Consider the following 14,775-nt stretch of genomic DNA (forward strand, 5'->3'; position numbering starts at 1 on the left):
TACAGTAAGACAAGAACCATAATGAATGACTTATGGTTCTTTTTTGGGCTTGCACTATTGTCCTTTTCCAACTTAGCACGAATAAAAAAGCAGAACGATTCATTCGTCCTGCTTTTTTGTTTCTTATCCAAATAGTCCAATCGAGCTTAAGAAAACAAGGAAGATAAAAATTGGTGCAATAAATCTTAGTAAGAATAACCAAATGTGACCAAGTGTTGTTTCCCCAAAGTCGGAGTCACGAAGTGCGTCGGCTTTCTTCCAGCCCCAGCCCATAAATAACGCAATAATTAATCCGCCAAGTGGAAGGAAGATATTTGATGCGATAAAGTCGAATGAGTCAAGAAAATCACGATCACCAATAATGCGAATATGAGATAGGACACCTTGACCAAGAGAAGACGGGATACCTAGTGCAAAAATGATTGAACCAATAATCAGGGATGCTTTCTTTCTAGACCACGAAAATTTGCGAATGAAATAAGCAACCGCAACTTCTAATAATGATACAGCTGAAGATAATGCAGCTGCAGCTAATAAGAAGAAGAATAAAAGCCCAAAAATACTACCACCAAATCCAATACTGTCAAATACATCCGGCATGACCATAAATACTAGCCCAGGTCCACCTGCAGGGTCCATTCCTAAAGCAAAGACTGCAGGGAAAATCATTAAACCTGCAATAATAGCAAATAATGTATCTAAAGTAGCAACACTTGCTGCAGCACCAGGAAGACGCTCTTTATTGGAAAGGTAACTACCATAAGTAATAAGAGCACCCATTCCCAAGCTTAAAGAGAAAAACGCTTGACCTAATGCAGCTAAATAAATATTAGGATCTGTTAATGCAGTCCAATCTGGCGTGAACAAGAAAGCAAGTCCTTCTTGCGCACCACCAAGTGTTAAGCTGTAAATAGATAAAGCAATAAGAAGAATTCCTAATAATGGCATTAAAATTTTGTTAGAACGTTCAATTCCTTTTTTAACTCCAACAAATACAATTCCGATTGTTAAAGCCATGAATAAAAATTGCCAAAATAATGGTTTCACTGGATTAGTAATGAAAGAAACAAAGAAAGATTCATAACCTTCAGCTGGTGCTGTCCATAATGTACCAGTCAAATAATTCGTAAAGTAGTAAGTAATCCAACCCGCAATGACACCATAAAACGATAAGATTAAAAATGCTGCGGCTACCCCCATTAAACCAGCTACTTTCCAAGGTTTTCCTGGTGCTAGCTTTTCAAAAGAACCTACTGCATCACTTTGAGCTTTTCGACCGATAGTGAATTCAGCCATGATGATCGGGATACCAATTAAAATGATAAAAGCAATATAAATTAGTAAAAATGCAGCCCCTCCATTTTCTCCTGTTACATATGAGAAACGCCAAACGTTTCCGAGTCCCACAGCTGAGCCCATTGCAGCTAAAATAAATCCAAGCCTTGATGCCCACTGTTCGCGTCCTGGTTCTTGCTTTATCGACACGACGTATTCCTCCTTTAATCTGCTAAAATGTTTTGTGAATATACTATATCACACTAAATTTAAAATGAATAGTAAATTTTCTGACAATGATTTTTTTTTGTGAAAGAAAGTAAAAAAGCTAGTCATCTCAGGAGGATAACTAGCTACATATTTTGCAATCTACGAATTCTTTCTTGTGGTTGTGGATGTGTAGAAAAAAGATTGGCGGCTTTCTTTTTTAACGGATCTGCAAAATATAAAGGGGCAGAGGTGCTTGAAGCTTCCCTAACTGGAGTAGCTTCTCCTGTTATTTTTTGAAGTGCGGAAGCAAGAGCATGCGGATTACGTGTTAACTCTGCAGCACTTGCATCAGCTAAAAATTCTCTATTCCTAGAGATGGCTAAGCGGATAAGAGTAGCAACAATAGGGGCAAGAATTAAAAGCAATAGTGCTAGAATTAGCACAGCAGGGTGTTGCTTTTGGTTTCGATTCCCTCTTGAAAAAAACATCATTCTTGTCCCTAAATCACTTAATATAGCAACGGCAGATACAAGTGCAACGGCAATGGTTGCTAAGCGAATATCAAAGTTACGAATATGTGCGACCTCGTGTGCAAGGACGCCTTCAATTTCTTCACGATTTAAGCGGTTCATTAATCCCGTAGTGACTGCAACTGCGCCTTTTTTTGGAGAAGTTCCAGTCGCAAATGCATTCGGGCTCTGATCTTGTATAATATAGATTTTAGGCATAGGAATGCGAGCAGCCATTGCAAGGTTTTCTACGGTATGCCACAAAAAAGGGTCATCGTTTTTGGATTTAACTTCTTTCGCATGATTCATTCTCATCACTACATTCGTGCTTGATAAGAGCATCATTACTGTATAGACACCGCCAATAATGGTAGCAAGAATCATTCCACTATAGTAATCTCCTGAAATCATATACGTTAATGACGCCCCTATAGCTAACACAAAGACAATAAACCCGAAAACGATAAAGACGGTATTACGCTTATTCCGTTCAATTTGTTTATAGAGAATCATAATTATTTCCCCATTTCATTAAAAATAGCTAAAAGGGAGTTTTTACTAAAGCACTGTTAAAAAAGGTATGAGAAAATAAGTAGGCGCAAAATGCGGCAAGTGCCCATGTAAAACACCCTTAAAACTGAATTTTTACATTTTCACGTTCCTCAACAGGTATTTCTAACATATCACGCTTCGTAAATGCATGTACGGATGCGACTAAATTAGTCGGTATGGATTGTATTTTGGTATTATATTCCATAACTGTTTTATTATAGAGCTGGCGGGCATAAGCAATTTTATTTTCTGTTCCGGAAAGTTCTTCTTGCAACATGTTGAAATTACTGCTTGCCTTTAAATCGGGATAGGCTTCTCTCAGAGCGAAAAGTTGTCTTAATGCACCCGATAATTCATTATTCGCCTCAATTTGTTCTTGCCTGCTGTTTTGTGGAGCGGTAATTTGATTACGTAGTTCTACAACTTTTGCGAGTGTTTCTTGTTCATGTTTTGCGTAACCTTTCACGGTCTCAACAAGATTTGGGATTAAATCAAAACGACGTTTTAACTGAACATCGATCTGAGCCCATGATTCTTCAACCCAGTTTCGGTATTTAACAAGAGAATTGTAGCTAGTAACCCAAAATAAAATGCCGATAATGACAATTCCAATTAAGATGATAAAACCCAATTTAAACCACTCCTTCTCATTCGATCCTTTCATTCTACGGTCTTCCTTATGGTTAGGTTTCATATTTCAATCATTAATATTATTCTCACTGAGTTACTGATTAACCTGTTCTAGTTTTCTCTTTTAAAAGGTAAGGAATAGCAGCAGTTAGAAACTGATCGTAAGCTGCAAAACGGTCTTCACCTAAATGTTGAATTGCGAATTGAATACGTTCAAAATTATCAATTAGGTGATCTGTCAACATACCCCGGCTGAAAAGGATGTTATTTAACCAGAGAGCGTAATCCGTAAATATCCGTTCTTGACCCATAATCCAAGCGGTTTCAAGATAATTAAGATGATGCTCGTTATTTTCTCGGCATTTAGTTTTCCCGCGCTCCCAAATTTTTCTTCAAGCTCGGGGTATTTATCATAAATGGATGAAACAATTTCATCTACTAAAGAGGGGAATTGTTGAAATGGAAATTTAGTCATTCTGCTACTACCTCGTATTGTCTAACTTCTGGAATGACTGCAGCTAATTCTTGATCAGGGTATTTTTTCAAGTTCTGAATATGTTTGAACTCTTCGCTTCGAACCCACCTTAAATAATTCTCTTTCGTATCCCATTCAAGATGAACCGTTAACTCGCCTTTTCTTTTGTCATTTTGTAAGAGTCGAAATTACTGAAACCCTTTTGCTTGATCAACTAACCTTGAGCGATTTTGATAAATGGAAATGACTTCTTGAGCTTTTTCTTCAGGTATTTTAAAGGTTGAGTGTACAATATACATTTTTTGAATTCTTCCTTTATTCTCTTTACAACATCTTAATCCTATCCCTTTTAAACAGGTTGATAAAAACTTTTTGTTTTTTCACAGGGGAGTAAACAAAAACAGAGAAATATGGGACAATCTATAAGAACAGGAGGGATAGAATGGTTACAATTATAAGAAATGGTGAGGTATATACACCTGATTACATAGGAAAGAAGGATATCTTGATTGCAGGAGAAAAAATTATTTCAATTGACGATCATATTGATGTGACTTCTTTAAATATAGAAGTGAATGAAATAGAAGCAAATAACCATTTAGTTGTACCAGGTTTCATTGATAGTCATGTCCATATTATTGGCGGCGGGGGAGAAGGTGGTTATCAAACGCGAACACCTGAATTAATGCTTAGCGAAGCAACGACAGCAGGTGTGACAACGATTGTTGGAGTAATTGGGACTGATGGGACAACGAGAACGATGCCAGATCTAATTGCTAAGGCAAAAGGACTGGTCGAGGAAGGGATCTCCTGCTTTGTACATACAGGTTCTTATCAAGTACCAATTAAATCATTAACGGGATCCATCCAAAGTGATTTCTTGTTAATTGATTCAATCATTGGTGTCGGTGAGGTGGCTATTTCAGACCATCGGTCGTCGCAGCCAACTGTAAATGAGTTGAGCCGAATTGCCTCAGAAGCAAGAGTCGGAGGAATGTTGTCAGGTAAGGGTGGAATTGTAAATGTCCATGTAGGTGATGGAAAGCAAAAGCTTGCTCTCCTTGAAGAGGTTATTGAAACAACTGATATTCCAATCAGTCAATTTGTCCCGACACATATAAATCGAAATGTAGAATTGTTTGAAGCGGGTGTGGTCTACGCTAAAAAAGGGGGATATGTTGATTTTACGACAAGTACCATTCCCCGGTTTTTAGAAGAAGGTGAGACGAAGTGTAGTAGGGCTCTTAAGAAGATGCTCGATGAAGGGGTTTCTCATAGTCAAATTACATTTACGTCTGATGCGCAGGGAAGTCTACCTGCGTTTGATTCTGAAGGGAAGTTTATCGGATTGAAGATAGGCGACATGCAATCTTTGTTTAATGAAGTTCGTGACGCCGTACTACAGGAAAACATTCCACTAGAGATAGCGTTACATGTTATTACAAAGAACCCAGCTTCTATCCTTAAATTAAAAGAGAAAGGCGAGCTTACTATAGGAAACGATGCTGATCTCGTCTTACTTTCAAATAATCTTAAGGTTGAAACTGTTTTGGCTAAAGGAAGAACGATGGTTAGAAATAAAGAGATAATAATGAGAGGTACTTTTGAATAAGAATAAATGAACGTTTATGGCATTACCTAAGTTAAGGTAATGTCATTTTTTATGAAATGGATTAGTTTTTGGTCATATACACTTTTTTATACCAATTGGTATGTTATTTATGATAGGATTATGGTAACGCTTACATTGTTGTCATGATCAAGATATAGCTTACGTATAGTGGAGAGAAGTAGTTGTTTGAACTGAGCGATCGCTCACTACTTATCGAGGGGGAAGCTAGATGAATTTTGAATGGACAAAAGAACAAAAAATAGTAAAGGAAATGGTTAGAGATTTCGCCAGAAGGGAAATTGAGCCGAACGCTGAGAGATGGGATAAAGATTCAATTTTCCCCGAAAAGGTATTTAAAAAGATGGGGGAGTTAGGTTTATTAGGTTTACCGTTTCCAGAGGAATATGGAGGAGTTGGTGGAGATACTGTTACTTACGCAATTGCCGTTGAAGAAATTGGGCGTGCATGCGGAGGTACGGGATTAAGTTACGCTGCAGCTGTGTCACTTGGAGCAAGTCCACTTTTTTACTTTGGAACGGAACAACAAAAACAAGAATATCTCGTTCCCCTTGCAAGAGGTGAATCTTTAGGATCATTTGGTCTAACTGAACCCAATGCTGGATCTGATGCAGGAGGTACGAAAACGACGGCCATGTTAGATGGAGAGTACTACGTGATAAATGGGGAGAAATGTTGGATTACAAACGCCGGATATGCAAAGTGTGTGATTGTTACGGCGAAAACAGGCATGGACGATAGAGGAAAAAATATCATTTCAGCATTCATCGTGCCGACTGGAACTGAGGGTTTTCAGATTCGTTGTAATTACGAAAAAATGGGTGTTCGAGCTTCCAATACATGTGAATTAGTCTTAGAAAATGTCAAGGTTCCAAAAGAAAACATACTAGGAGATCCAACAAAAGGGTTTAAACAATTTCTTTATACGCTAGATGGAGGGAGAATCTCCATTGGTGCTTTAGGTATTGGAATTGCTCAAGCAGCTTTTGATAAAGCACTTGCTTATGCAAAAGAAAGAAAGCAATTTGGAAAAACGATTTCAAATTTCCAAGCAATCCAGTTTAAATTGGCAGATATGGCGATGGAAATTGAGTTGGCGAGAAATATGGTATTAAAAGCAGCTTGGTTAAAAGATCAAAAAAAGCCTTTTTCTAAAGAAGCTGCATTTGCAAAATTGTTTGCATCCGAAACAGCAACAAGAGTTTGTAACCATTCTCTACAAATTCATGGTGGATATGGGTACATGAAAGAATATGGAGTTGAAAGAATGCTTCGAGATGCTAAGTTGCTTGAGATCGGAGAAGGAACTTCAGAAATTCAAAGACTCGTAATAGCTAGACAATTAGGGTGTTAATGAAGGCGGTGATGAGATGTTTAAGCGAATATTAATCGCAAATCGTGGTGAAATTGCGGTCAGGGTTATCAGAACTTGTAAATCACTAGGTATTGAGACGGTTGTCGTTTATTCGGAAGCAGATCAAGACGCACTTCATGTTAAGAAAGCGGATCATGCTTTCTTAATCGGTCCACCTAAGGTGAGTGAGAGCTATTTAAATATTGATAAAATAATTGAAGTCGCCAAAGAAAGTCAAGCTGAAGCCATTCATCCAGGCTATGGGTTGTTGTCTGAGAATCCTGAATTTGCGAGACGCTGTGCAGAAGAAAAGATAATCTTTATTGGTCCAAGTGTAGAATTGATTGAATTAATGGGAAAGAAGGTAGCCGCACGTAAAGCGATGAAAAACGCAGGGTTTCCTATAGTTCCTGGAACGGACTCCCCTGTTGCGGATGTAGAAGAAGCAATTGTAGCAGCCGGAGCGATTGGCTATCCAGTAATGTTAAAAGCATCCTCTGGTGGTGGTGGGATTGGTATGCAATTAGTCGAAAATGATGAACAATTAATAAAAGCGTTCGCCTCTAACCAAAAGCGTGCACAAATGTTTTTTGGCAATGATGAAATGTTCTTAGAAAAGTCGATTGACGAAGCGAGGCACATTGAAGTTCAAATACTAGCAGACCAATATGGTCGGGTTCTTCATCTATGGGAACGAGATTGTTCCGTCCAAAGAAGGAATCAAAAGGTAATTGAAGAATCCCCTTCACCGTTTATTGATGAGGCATTAAGAAATGAACTGGGGAAGTTGGCAGTGACAGCCGCAAGAGCCCTTGGTTATACAAATGCAGGAACGATTGAATGTTTGGTTGACCAGGAGAAACAGATATTTTTTCTTGAAATGAACACCCGTCTTCAAGTGGAACATCCGGTTACGGAAGAGGTGACAGGACTAGATTTGGTTGAGTGGCAAATAAGGGTTGCAGCAGGGGAAAAGCTCCAGTTCGGTCAAGAAGAGATTAAACGTGATGGTCATGCGATTGAAGCGAGAATTTATGCAGAAGATCCGAAGACGTTTTATCCGTCACCAGGAACTATTACAAAACTAAGGAAGCCTTATGCTAGCCATATTCGTCATGAGTATGGCGTGGAAGAAGGCAGTGTTGTGACTCCTTTCTATGATCCTATGATTGCTAAACTGATTGTTAAAGGGACAACAAGACTAGAGGCAATTGGGAGAATGCAAGAAGCTTTAGCAGACTATCAAATAGAAGGAATAAAAACAAATATCCCGATGCTTCAAGAAATATTTAGGCATTCCAGTTTTAAATTGGGCGAAGTAACAACAGGGTTTGTCGGAGAACATTATAAAAAAGGATGATGGAAATGAATGTAATTAAAACAATGATGGCAGGTAATATATGGAAAATACTTGTAGCAGAAGGGGATAAAATTTCAGCTGGGCAAGAAGTGGCAATATTAGAATCAATGAAAATGGAAATCCCTGTAGAAGCTCTACAAAGTGGTATAGTTAAGGCCCTCAAAAAAGCAGAGGGAGATTTTATCGACGAGGATGAAGTCTTGATTGAACTTGAGAGCTAAGTGAGGAGGGAGGCATTGACGAATCTTTCAGTAAGAATTAGAGAGGTAGGACCTAGAGACGGATTACAAAATGAAAAAAAGTGGATTGAGACGCAAGATAAGGTTGACTGGATTGACCAACTAGCAGAAACTGGACTTTCTTATATTGAATTGACTTCGTTTGTGCATCCGAAATGGATTCCTGCTTTGTCTGATGCGAGTGAAGTAGTCAAGGGAGTGAAAAAAAACAAAAATGTGATTTTTGGAGCTCTAGTTCCAAATGAACGAGGATTGGATCGAGCATTAGAAGTAGGGATTGATGAGATTGCTGTATTTTTATCGGCAAGTGAGACGCACAATCGAAAAAATATAAATAAATCGATTGATGAGACTTTTTTGGTGCTTAAACCAGTAATTGAACGTGCAAAAAAATCAAACAAACCAATTAGAGGCTACGTATCTACGGTTTTTGGATGTCCATATGAAGGAGACGTGGATGTCAATCAAACTAGGAAAATTGCTTACCAGTTAATGGAGGCGGGTGTAGAAGAAATTTCTTTTGGAGACACGATTGGGGTTGCGACACCCAATCAGATAGAAGATGTCATCCAAGCCATTTCAAAAGAAGTATCGTTAGAGAAAATGGCCCTTCATCCCCATGATACAAGGGGAACAGCTTTAGCGAATGTGTTTGCGGCCTATCAGTTAGGGGTCCGAGCATTTGATGGCTCTGTCGCTGGACTTGGCGGATGCCCCTATGCTCCTGGGGCCTCGGGGAATGTCGCAACTGAGGATCTGATTTATCTTCTTGAAGGATTAGGTGCAAAGACGGGAGTTGACCTTGAGAAATTATTGGAAAGTGCGAAATGGATTCAAAGAAAGTTAGGAAGAAACCTTCCTAGCCATCATTTGCAACTGGCAATGGCTCAAGATCATAGGGAGGGTTTTGTCGATGAAAACACTGCTTATTGAGGAGAAACCAAACGGCATCGTCATTGCAACACTAAATCGACCAGAGAAAGCAAATGCTCTTTCTATCCAATTGCTGCGAGAATTAAATGATTTTTTGTCAAGTATTGAAAATGATTCATCGATTAGAGTAGTTATTTTTACGGGTGCACATACACGCGTATTTTGTGCAGGAGCAGATTTGAAGGAACGAAAGGGAATGAATGATCAAGAAGTACGTTTCTCGGTTCAGAAAATTAAAATGACCATCAACCGAATTGCGGCATTAAAGCAACCTACACTCGCAGCGATGAATGGAACTGCCCTCGGAGGGGGACTAGAATTGGCTTTGGCTTGTGACATCCGGATTGCCAGTTTACTTGGTCAATATGGATTAACAGAAACATCTCTTGCCATTATACCAGGAGCAGGGGGAACTCAAAGGTTATCCCGCTTGATTGGTACAGGTAAAGCGAAAGAAATGATTTTCACGTCTACCAAAATAACGGGTGCAGAAGCGAAAGAGGTAGGATTAGTTGAGCACGTAGAAAAGCAGGAAGAAGTCATTAGTAAAGCATTAAAAATAGCTCATTTAATTGCTGAAAATGGGCCTATAGCAGTTCGACAAGCCAAAAGAGCCATTAATTTAGGAATTGAAGTAGATTTAAATACATCCTTGACGATTGAGACCAATGCGTACGAAAAAACAATTGTAACAGAAGATCGGCTAGAGGGACTGCTAGCTTTTGAACAAAAACGAAAACCTCATTACAAAGGGCAGTAGGAGGGACTAGGGATATGAATGCTAAGAAATCATATAAAGATTACGTCGATCAAATTACTAAAGGGGGATCGACTAAATACCATAAAATGAACAATGAAAAAGGGAAACTGTTTGTCCGTGAGCGCCTCAAGCTTTTATTTGACGTGGAAACTGAGTTAGAAGATGGTTTCTTTGCTAATGCTATGGCAGAAGGATTGCCAGCTGATGGAGTTGTCACGGGAATGGGTACGATTAATGGTCAAACGGTTTGTGTAATGGCCAATGATTCTACTGTGAAAGCGGGTTCTTGGGGAGCTAGAACGGTTGAGAAAATAATCAGGATTCAAGAGACTGCAGAGAAGCTCCATGTTCCCATGCTTTACTTAGTTGACTCTGCTGGAGCTAGGATCACAGATCAAGTAGAAATGTTCCCAGGCAGAAGAGGAGCAGGTCGGATATTTTATAATCAAGTAAAGTTATCCGGTCGAATTCCACAGTTATGCCTTTTATTTGGTCCATCTGCAGCGGGTGGAGCTTACATTCCAGCTTTTTGTGATACGGTCATAATGGTTGATGGGAATGCTTCTATGTACTTAGGTTCTCCAAGAATGGCTGAGATGGTCATCGGAGAAAAAGTCTCTCTCGAAGAAATGGGAGGGGCACGTATGCATTGTTCCGTTTCGGGCTGTGGAGATATTCTTGCAGCTTCAGAAGAAGAAGCCATTTCACTTGCACGCAAGTACCTTAATTATTTTCCCGCGAGTTATAAAGAAAAACCAAAAACTTCTGAGTTCAAAGCCGTAAAAGAATTTGAACAATCAATTGAAGAGTTAATTCCATCGAACCAAAATGCACCATTTAACATGTATGACCTTATCGAGCGTTTAATTGATGATGAATCGTTTTTTGAAATAAAGAAACTATTTGCTCCTGAGTTAATTACAGGGTTTGCTCGATTGAATGGGCAAGTAGTTGGAATTATTGCAAATCAACCGAAAGCGAAAGGTGGAGTTTTATTTCCTGATTCAGCTGATAAAGCCGCCAAATTTATCACTCTTTGCGATGCCTATCACATTCCACTCTTATTTTTAGCAGATATCCCTGGTTTTATGATTGGAACGAAGGTGGAGAGAGCTGGCATCATTCGCCATGGGGCTAAAATGATTGCAGCAATGTCCGAAGCAACGGTGCCAAAAATTTCTGTCATTGTGAGAAAGGCTTATGGCGCTGGTTTGTATGCCATGGCAGGACCCGCGTTTGAACCAGATTGTTGCCTAGCCCTGCCTCAAGCGCAAATTGCGGTAATGGGACCAGAAGCAGCAGTCAATGCTGTATATGCCAACAAAATTGCTGAACTTCCTGAAGAGGAACGAATGACCTTTATTCAATCCAAAAGAGAGGAATACAAAGAAAATATTGATGTGTATCGACTAGCATCTGAAATGGTGATCGATGGTATTGTTGAGGGCAATGCGTTGCGCGTAGAATTAGTGAAACGTTTTAAAGCTTATGGATCAAAGGAAATTCAATTTACGGAGCGGAAACATCCAGTTTATCCTGTCTGATGTTGGAGAGGAGCTTTGAATATGACTGAAAGATACTGGATCCCTTCTAATGATTTTATTGAACGCACAAGATTATTTAAATGGATGCAAAAGCTTGGGTTTAATGATTATGATTCGTTTTATCGGAGATCGATAGATGAACCAGCTTGGTTTTGGAGAGAAGTAGAAAAGGAACTGGAGATTCCATGGTATCAGGCTTACAGTCAAGTGATTGACGAATCAAGAGGAATTGAGTGGACGAAGTGGTTTGTGGATGGGAAACTAAATGCAATGGACTTGTCGATAAATAAGTGGGCAAAACATCCTACAATGAAGGAAAAAGAAGCCCTAGTGTGGGAAGGGGAAGACGGAGAGGGTAAGCGTTATACCTTTAAAGAACTCTCAGGTGAGATCCAAAAAGTTGCTTTTGGGCTTAAACGTTTAAATTTAAAACGTGGAGATGTAGTAGCCATTTATATGCCCATGTTGCCAGAAACTGTGATAGCGATGATGGCAGTTTCTCAAATTGGGGCCATCTTTACTCCTATTTTTTCTGGATACGGAATGGAAGCGATCGCAACGCGTATTGCTGCATCAAAAGCAAAGCTTGTTATTACAGCCGATGGATTTAAAAGAAAAGGGAATTCGGTTTTAATGAAAGAGGAGTTAGATCATGCACTGGTGTCTTGTCCTCTAGTAGAACGTGTGGTTGTGGTTGGTCGATTAGGGCTTCCAAGAAAAGAAGAAAAGAGAGAATATAAATGGGAGGACCTTTATTCAGTAGATCCCACTCTTTCACCAGAAATGATGCAGAGTGAGGACCCATTAATGTTGATTTATACTTCAGGTACTACGGGCCAACCAAAAGGAACTGTGCATTCCCATTCAGGATTTCCAATTAAAGCAGCTTTTGATGCAGGGATTGGGATGGACCTTAGGCAAGAGGACACGTTGTTTTGGTACACTGATATGGGGTGGATGATGGGGCCATTTTTAGTATATGGAGGTTTAATAAATGGAGCCACTATTGTTTTATATGAAGGGAGCCCAGACTTTCCTAAGCCAGATCGATTATGGACATTGGTCTCACGTTATCAAGTCACCCATCTAGGAATTTCGCCCACTCTAATTAGGACACTGATGAAATACGGAGAAAAAGGACTGCCAGCTAATGAGCTTCCGAGCTTACGTGTAATTGCATCAACAGGAGAACCTTGGAATGATGATTCATGGTTATGGCTTTTTACAGAGGTCGGTAAAAAAAGAGTCCCAATCTTTAATTATTCTGGTGGAACAGAAATCGCTGGTGGAATTCTAGGGAATATTTTGCTTCGTCCTATTACGCCAAGTACCTTTAACGCAGCTCTACCTGGTATGGCAGCTTACGTATACGATGACGCTGGTAAGCCAGTACAAAATAAGGTAGGAGAACTTGTATTAACGAGGCCATGGGTGGGAATGACTAATGGTTTTTGGGAACAGCCAAAACGCTATATTGAAACATATTGGTCAAGATGGCCATCCACCTGGGTACATGGAGATTGGGTCATTGTTGATGAAAGCGGTTATTTTAAAATAACAGGTCGTTCGGATGACATCATTAATATGGCAGGAAAGAGAATGGGCCCAAGTGAAATGGAAACGGTGTTAGCTAGTCATGACCTTGTGCATGAAGCTGGGGTCATTGGAGTACCGGATGTACAAAAGGGAGACGCGGCTGTATGTTTTGTTGTTTTACAAAAGAAGATTCATGAAACAATTGAATTGGAACAGACACTTCTTGAATATGTGGGATCTAAAATGGGGAAAGCACTCAAACCAAAGAAAATTCACTTTATAAGGGAACTTCCTAAGACCAAAAACGGGAAGGTCATGAGACGAATGTTAAAAAATGCTTACTTACACTATCCATTAGGAGATGTGTCTGCAATAGAAAACAAAACGATTCTTAATAAAATAGCTGAGTTAAAAGAATGAAGCAAGATGATAACGCTAATTTAGAGAGGCTACTAATAAAGGTGAAAATCAACCTTTTTCAGTAGTCTTTATAATGTTTTTGACCCATTGTAAAGGCAACTAAAAGACATTCTTGGTAATTACCATAAATTATCAATAATATTTTCACATAACATTCAACAAAAAAACCACACTATAAGTACACAAGGAGGTGAGACACATGGCAAGTAACAACAACAGTTCGAACCAATTGTTAGTACCTGGAGTACAACAAGCACTTGACCAAATGAAGTATGAAATCGCTTCTGAGTTTGGTGTTAACCTTGGAGCAGACACTACAGCTCGTGCTAACGGATCTGTAGGTGGAGAGATCACTAAGCGCCTAGTTCAAATGGCTGAACAACAAATGGGCGGAACACAACAATAATTTTATATCATGGCTTTAAGGGGTGAGTTCGCTCACCCCTTATTTTTCTGCAACTTTAAGGAGAATATTCCAATACGGATAAAGAAGAGTGAATCTTAAAGAACAAGGAGTAAGGAACATGGGAATGTGTCCAATTTGCAATGGATTAAATTCACTACAACTCACATGTGACATTTGTCAAAAAGAGCAAATCGATTATGGAAGAGTTATGGACTACTATGGAAAATACGAAGCGTATATGCCTATTGACTTAAATAAAATGAATAATGGAATTGCAAATGATGAAAGAGATGAGCTTTGTCCACACTATATCATTTGTAGCCAGTGTGGAAAGACGTCCGTCTACTTAGTAAAAGAGCAATAGAATGTTGTATAAAATGTGCCGCAAGGTCTTTCCTTGAGGAACAAAAGGGATGGTGACTTTAGCCACCATCCCACTGTTCGTTTTTATATTACGTTCTAGGAGGATCTTCTTGTTCAAGGTCTCCTCTAGACTCTTCAATTAGTCCTGATTGATGCCCGTGTACGGTACCGCCGCCAAGTCCCTCATTAATCATCCGATCTACGTCTACAAATTTCTTATCGCGACCTTCATATTCAGATCCTTTTTCTTTATTTGTCATAAAATCACTCCTTTCTCATTAGAGTGGTTTTAGTTTGTTACAATTATGCATAAATTAATGTTGTTCATATACATGAAATAACATTAAATCATGAATTTGTGGTTCTAAGGTTTTCTTTTTTTGATCTGATATTTCTACGTTGCCCCAATCGATTGAACCATCCTTATGGTAAACACCAGTTAAGTAAGTTCCTTCAAAGAAAAAAGAAAAGGCCCACTCCCGCCGTACAAGATTATTCCGTAATTCTTTCCATTGAAAATGTGATAACATTTTCAATCCCCTCCTCACAATAAAAGCGCTTACTTCATTATACCATGAG

17 protein-coding genes and 1 pseudogene are annotated in these 14,775 nt (G+C 39.1%); 10 read left to right on the forward strand and 8 right to left on the reverse strand.

The annotated features are described in order from the left end of the window. Positions 1–123: 123 nt before the first annotated feature. The 6 genes and pseudogenes from PQ474_RS12585 to PQ474_RS12610 form a co-directional block, all read right to left on the reverse strand. A complete protein-coding gene (locus PQ474_RS12585; protein ID WP_273843727.1) occupies positions 124–1,485 on the reverse strand; it encodes a sodium-dependent transporter in 1,362 nt (453 codons plus the stop codon). 143 nt (positions 1,486–1,628) lie between these two features. Continuing rightward, entirely contained in the window at positions 1,629–2,504 is an 876-nt protein-coding gene (gene htpX, locus PQ474_RS12590) for a zinc metalloprotease HtpX (RefSeq protein WP_273844047.1), read from the reverse strand. A gap of 121 nt (positions 2,505–2,625) precedes the next feature. Further along, complete coding sequence (locus PQ474_RS12595; RefSeq protein ID WP_273843730.1) at positions 2,626–3,210, reverse strand: LemA family protein; 585 nt, start codon at positions 3,208–3,210, stop codon at positions 2,626–2,628. Positions 3,211–3,277: 67 nt separating this feature from the next. Then, positions 3,278–3,421 (reverse strand): hypothetical protein, encoded by a 144-nt coding sequence (locus PQ474_RS12600; RefSeq protein WP_273843731.1) that lies wholly within the window; start codon positions 3,419–3,421, stop codon positions 3,278–3,280. 23 nt (positions 3,422–3,444) lie between these two features. After that, positions 3,445–3,651 (reverse strand): hypothetical protein, encoded by a 207-nt coding sequence (locus PQ474_RS12605; RefSeq protein ID WP_273843733.1) that lies wholly within the window; start codon positions 3,649–3,651, stop codon positions 3,445–3,447. Beyond that, a pseudogene (locus PQ474_RS12610) lies at positions 3,648–3,950 on the reverse strand (antibiotic biosynthesis monooxygenase family protein). The gene PQ474_RS12605 and the pseudogene PQ474_RS12610 overlap by 4 nt, the downstream one beginning before the upstream one ends. A gap of 143 nt (positions 3,951–4,093) precedes the next feature. Here PQ474_RS12610 and iadA point away from each other — a divergent pair. The 10 genes from iadA to PQ474_RS12660 all read left to right on the forward strand — a co-directional run bounded on the left by iadA (position 4,094) and on the right by PQ474_RS12660 (position 14,197). Further along, positions 4,094–5,263 (forward strand): beta-aspartyl-peptidase, encoded by a 1,170-nt coding sequence (gene iadA / locus PQ474_RS12615; RefSeq protein WP_273843735.1) that lies wholly within the window; start codon positions 4,094–4,096, stop codon positions 5,261–5,263. A 229-nt stretch (positions 5,264–5,492) separates the two neighbouring features. Continuing rightward, positions 5,493–6,635, forward strand: a complete 1,143-nt coding sequence (locus tag PQ474_RS12620) for an acyl-CoA dehydrogenase (RefSeq protein ID WP_273843737.1) — start codon at positions 5,493–5,495, stop codon at positions 6,633–6,635. Positions 6,636–6,651: 16 nt separating this feature from the next. Next, a complete protein-coding gene (locus PQ474_RS12625) occupies positions 6,652–7,995 on the forward strand; it encodes an acetyl-CoA carboxylase biotin carboxylase subunit (RefSeq protein ID WP_273843738.1) in 1,344 nt (447 codons plus the stop codon). A gap of 5 nt (positions 7,996–8,000) precedes the next feature. Beyond that, the gene (locus PQ474_RS12630) at positions 8,001–8,216 is read left to right on the forward strand and encodes an acetyl-CoA carboxylase biotin carboxyl carrier protein subunit (RefSeq protein ID WP_273843740.1); all 216 of its coding nucleotides are present in this window, start codon (positions 8,001–8,003) and stop codon (positions 8,214–8,216) included. Positions 8,217–8,231: 15 nt separating this feature from the next. Then, entirely contained in the window at positions 8,232–9,167 is a 936-nt protein-coding gene (locus PQ474_RS12635) for a hydroxymethylglutaryl-CoA lyase (RefSeq protein WP_273843742.1), read from the forward strand. Next, positions 9,148–9,927, forward strand: a complete 780-nt coding sequence (locus tag PQ474_RS12640; protein WP_273843744.1) for an enoyl-CoA hydratase — start codon at positions 9,148–9,150, stop codon at positions 9,925–9,927. The genes PQ474_RS12635 and PQ474_RS12640 overlap by 20 nt, the downstream gene beginning before the upstream one ends. A 14-nt stretch (positions 9,928–9,941) precedes the next feature. Next, a complete protein-coding gene (locus PQ474_RS12645; protein ID WP_273843746.1) occupies positions 9,942–11,471 on the forward strand; it encodes an acyl-CoA carboxylase subunit beta in 1,530 nt (509 codons plus the stop codon). A 21-nt stretch (positions 11,472–11,492) separates the two neighbouring features. Further along, a complete protein-coding gene (locus PQ474_RS12650) occupies positions 11,493–13,427 on the forward strand; it encodes an AMP-binding protein (protein ID WP_273843748.1) in 1,935 nt (644 codons plus the stop codon). A 199-nt stretch (positions 13,428–13,626) separates the two neighbouring features. Further along, the gene (locus PQ474_RS12655) at positions 13,627–13,833 is read left to right on the forward strand and encodes an alpha/beta-type small acid-soluble spore protein (protein WP_273843752.1); all 207 of its coding nucleotides are present in this window, start codon (positions 13,627–13,629) and stop codon (positions 13,831–13,833) included. A 118-nt stretch (positions 13,834–13,951) separates the two neighbouring features. Beyond that, positions 13,952–14,197 carry a hypothetical protein gene (locus tag PQ474_RS12660; RefSeq protein ID WP_273843754.1) on the forward strand — a complete coding sequence of 82 codons (246 nt, stop codon included), beginning with the start codon at positions 13,952–13,954 and terminating at the stop codon, positions 14,195–14,197. Between the two features lie 88 nt (positions 14,198–14,285). On the opposite strand, the gene PQ474_RS12665 is transcribed toward PQ474_RS12660, so the two are convergent. Both PQ474_RS12665 and PQ474_RS12670 read right to left on the reverse strand, forming a co-directional pair. Next, positions 14,286–14,456 carry a hypothetical protein gene (locus PQ474_RS12665; protein ID WP_273843757.1) on the reverse strand — a complete coding sequence of 57 codons (171 nt, stop codon included), beginning with the start codon at positions 14,454–14,456 and terminating at the stop codon, positions 14,286–14,288. A gap of 54 nt (positions 14,457–14,510) precedes the next feature. Then, on the reverse strand, positions 14,511–14,726 hold the full coding sequence (locus tag PQ474_RS12670; RefSeq protein ID WP_273843759.1) for a YheE family protein: 216 nt from the start codon (positions 14,724–14,726) through the stop codon (positions 14,511–14,513). Positions 14,727–14,775: the final 49 nt, after the last annotated feature.

Origin of the sequence: Halalkalibacter alkalisediminis (assembly GCF_028610705.1) — a bacterium.
GTDB classification, from domain to species: Bacteria; Bacillota; Bacilli; order Bacillales; family Bacillaceae_D; genus Halalkalibacter; species Halalkalibacter alkalisediminis.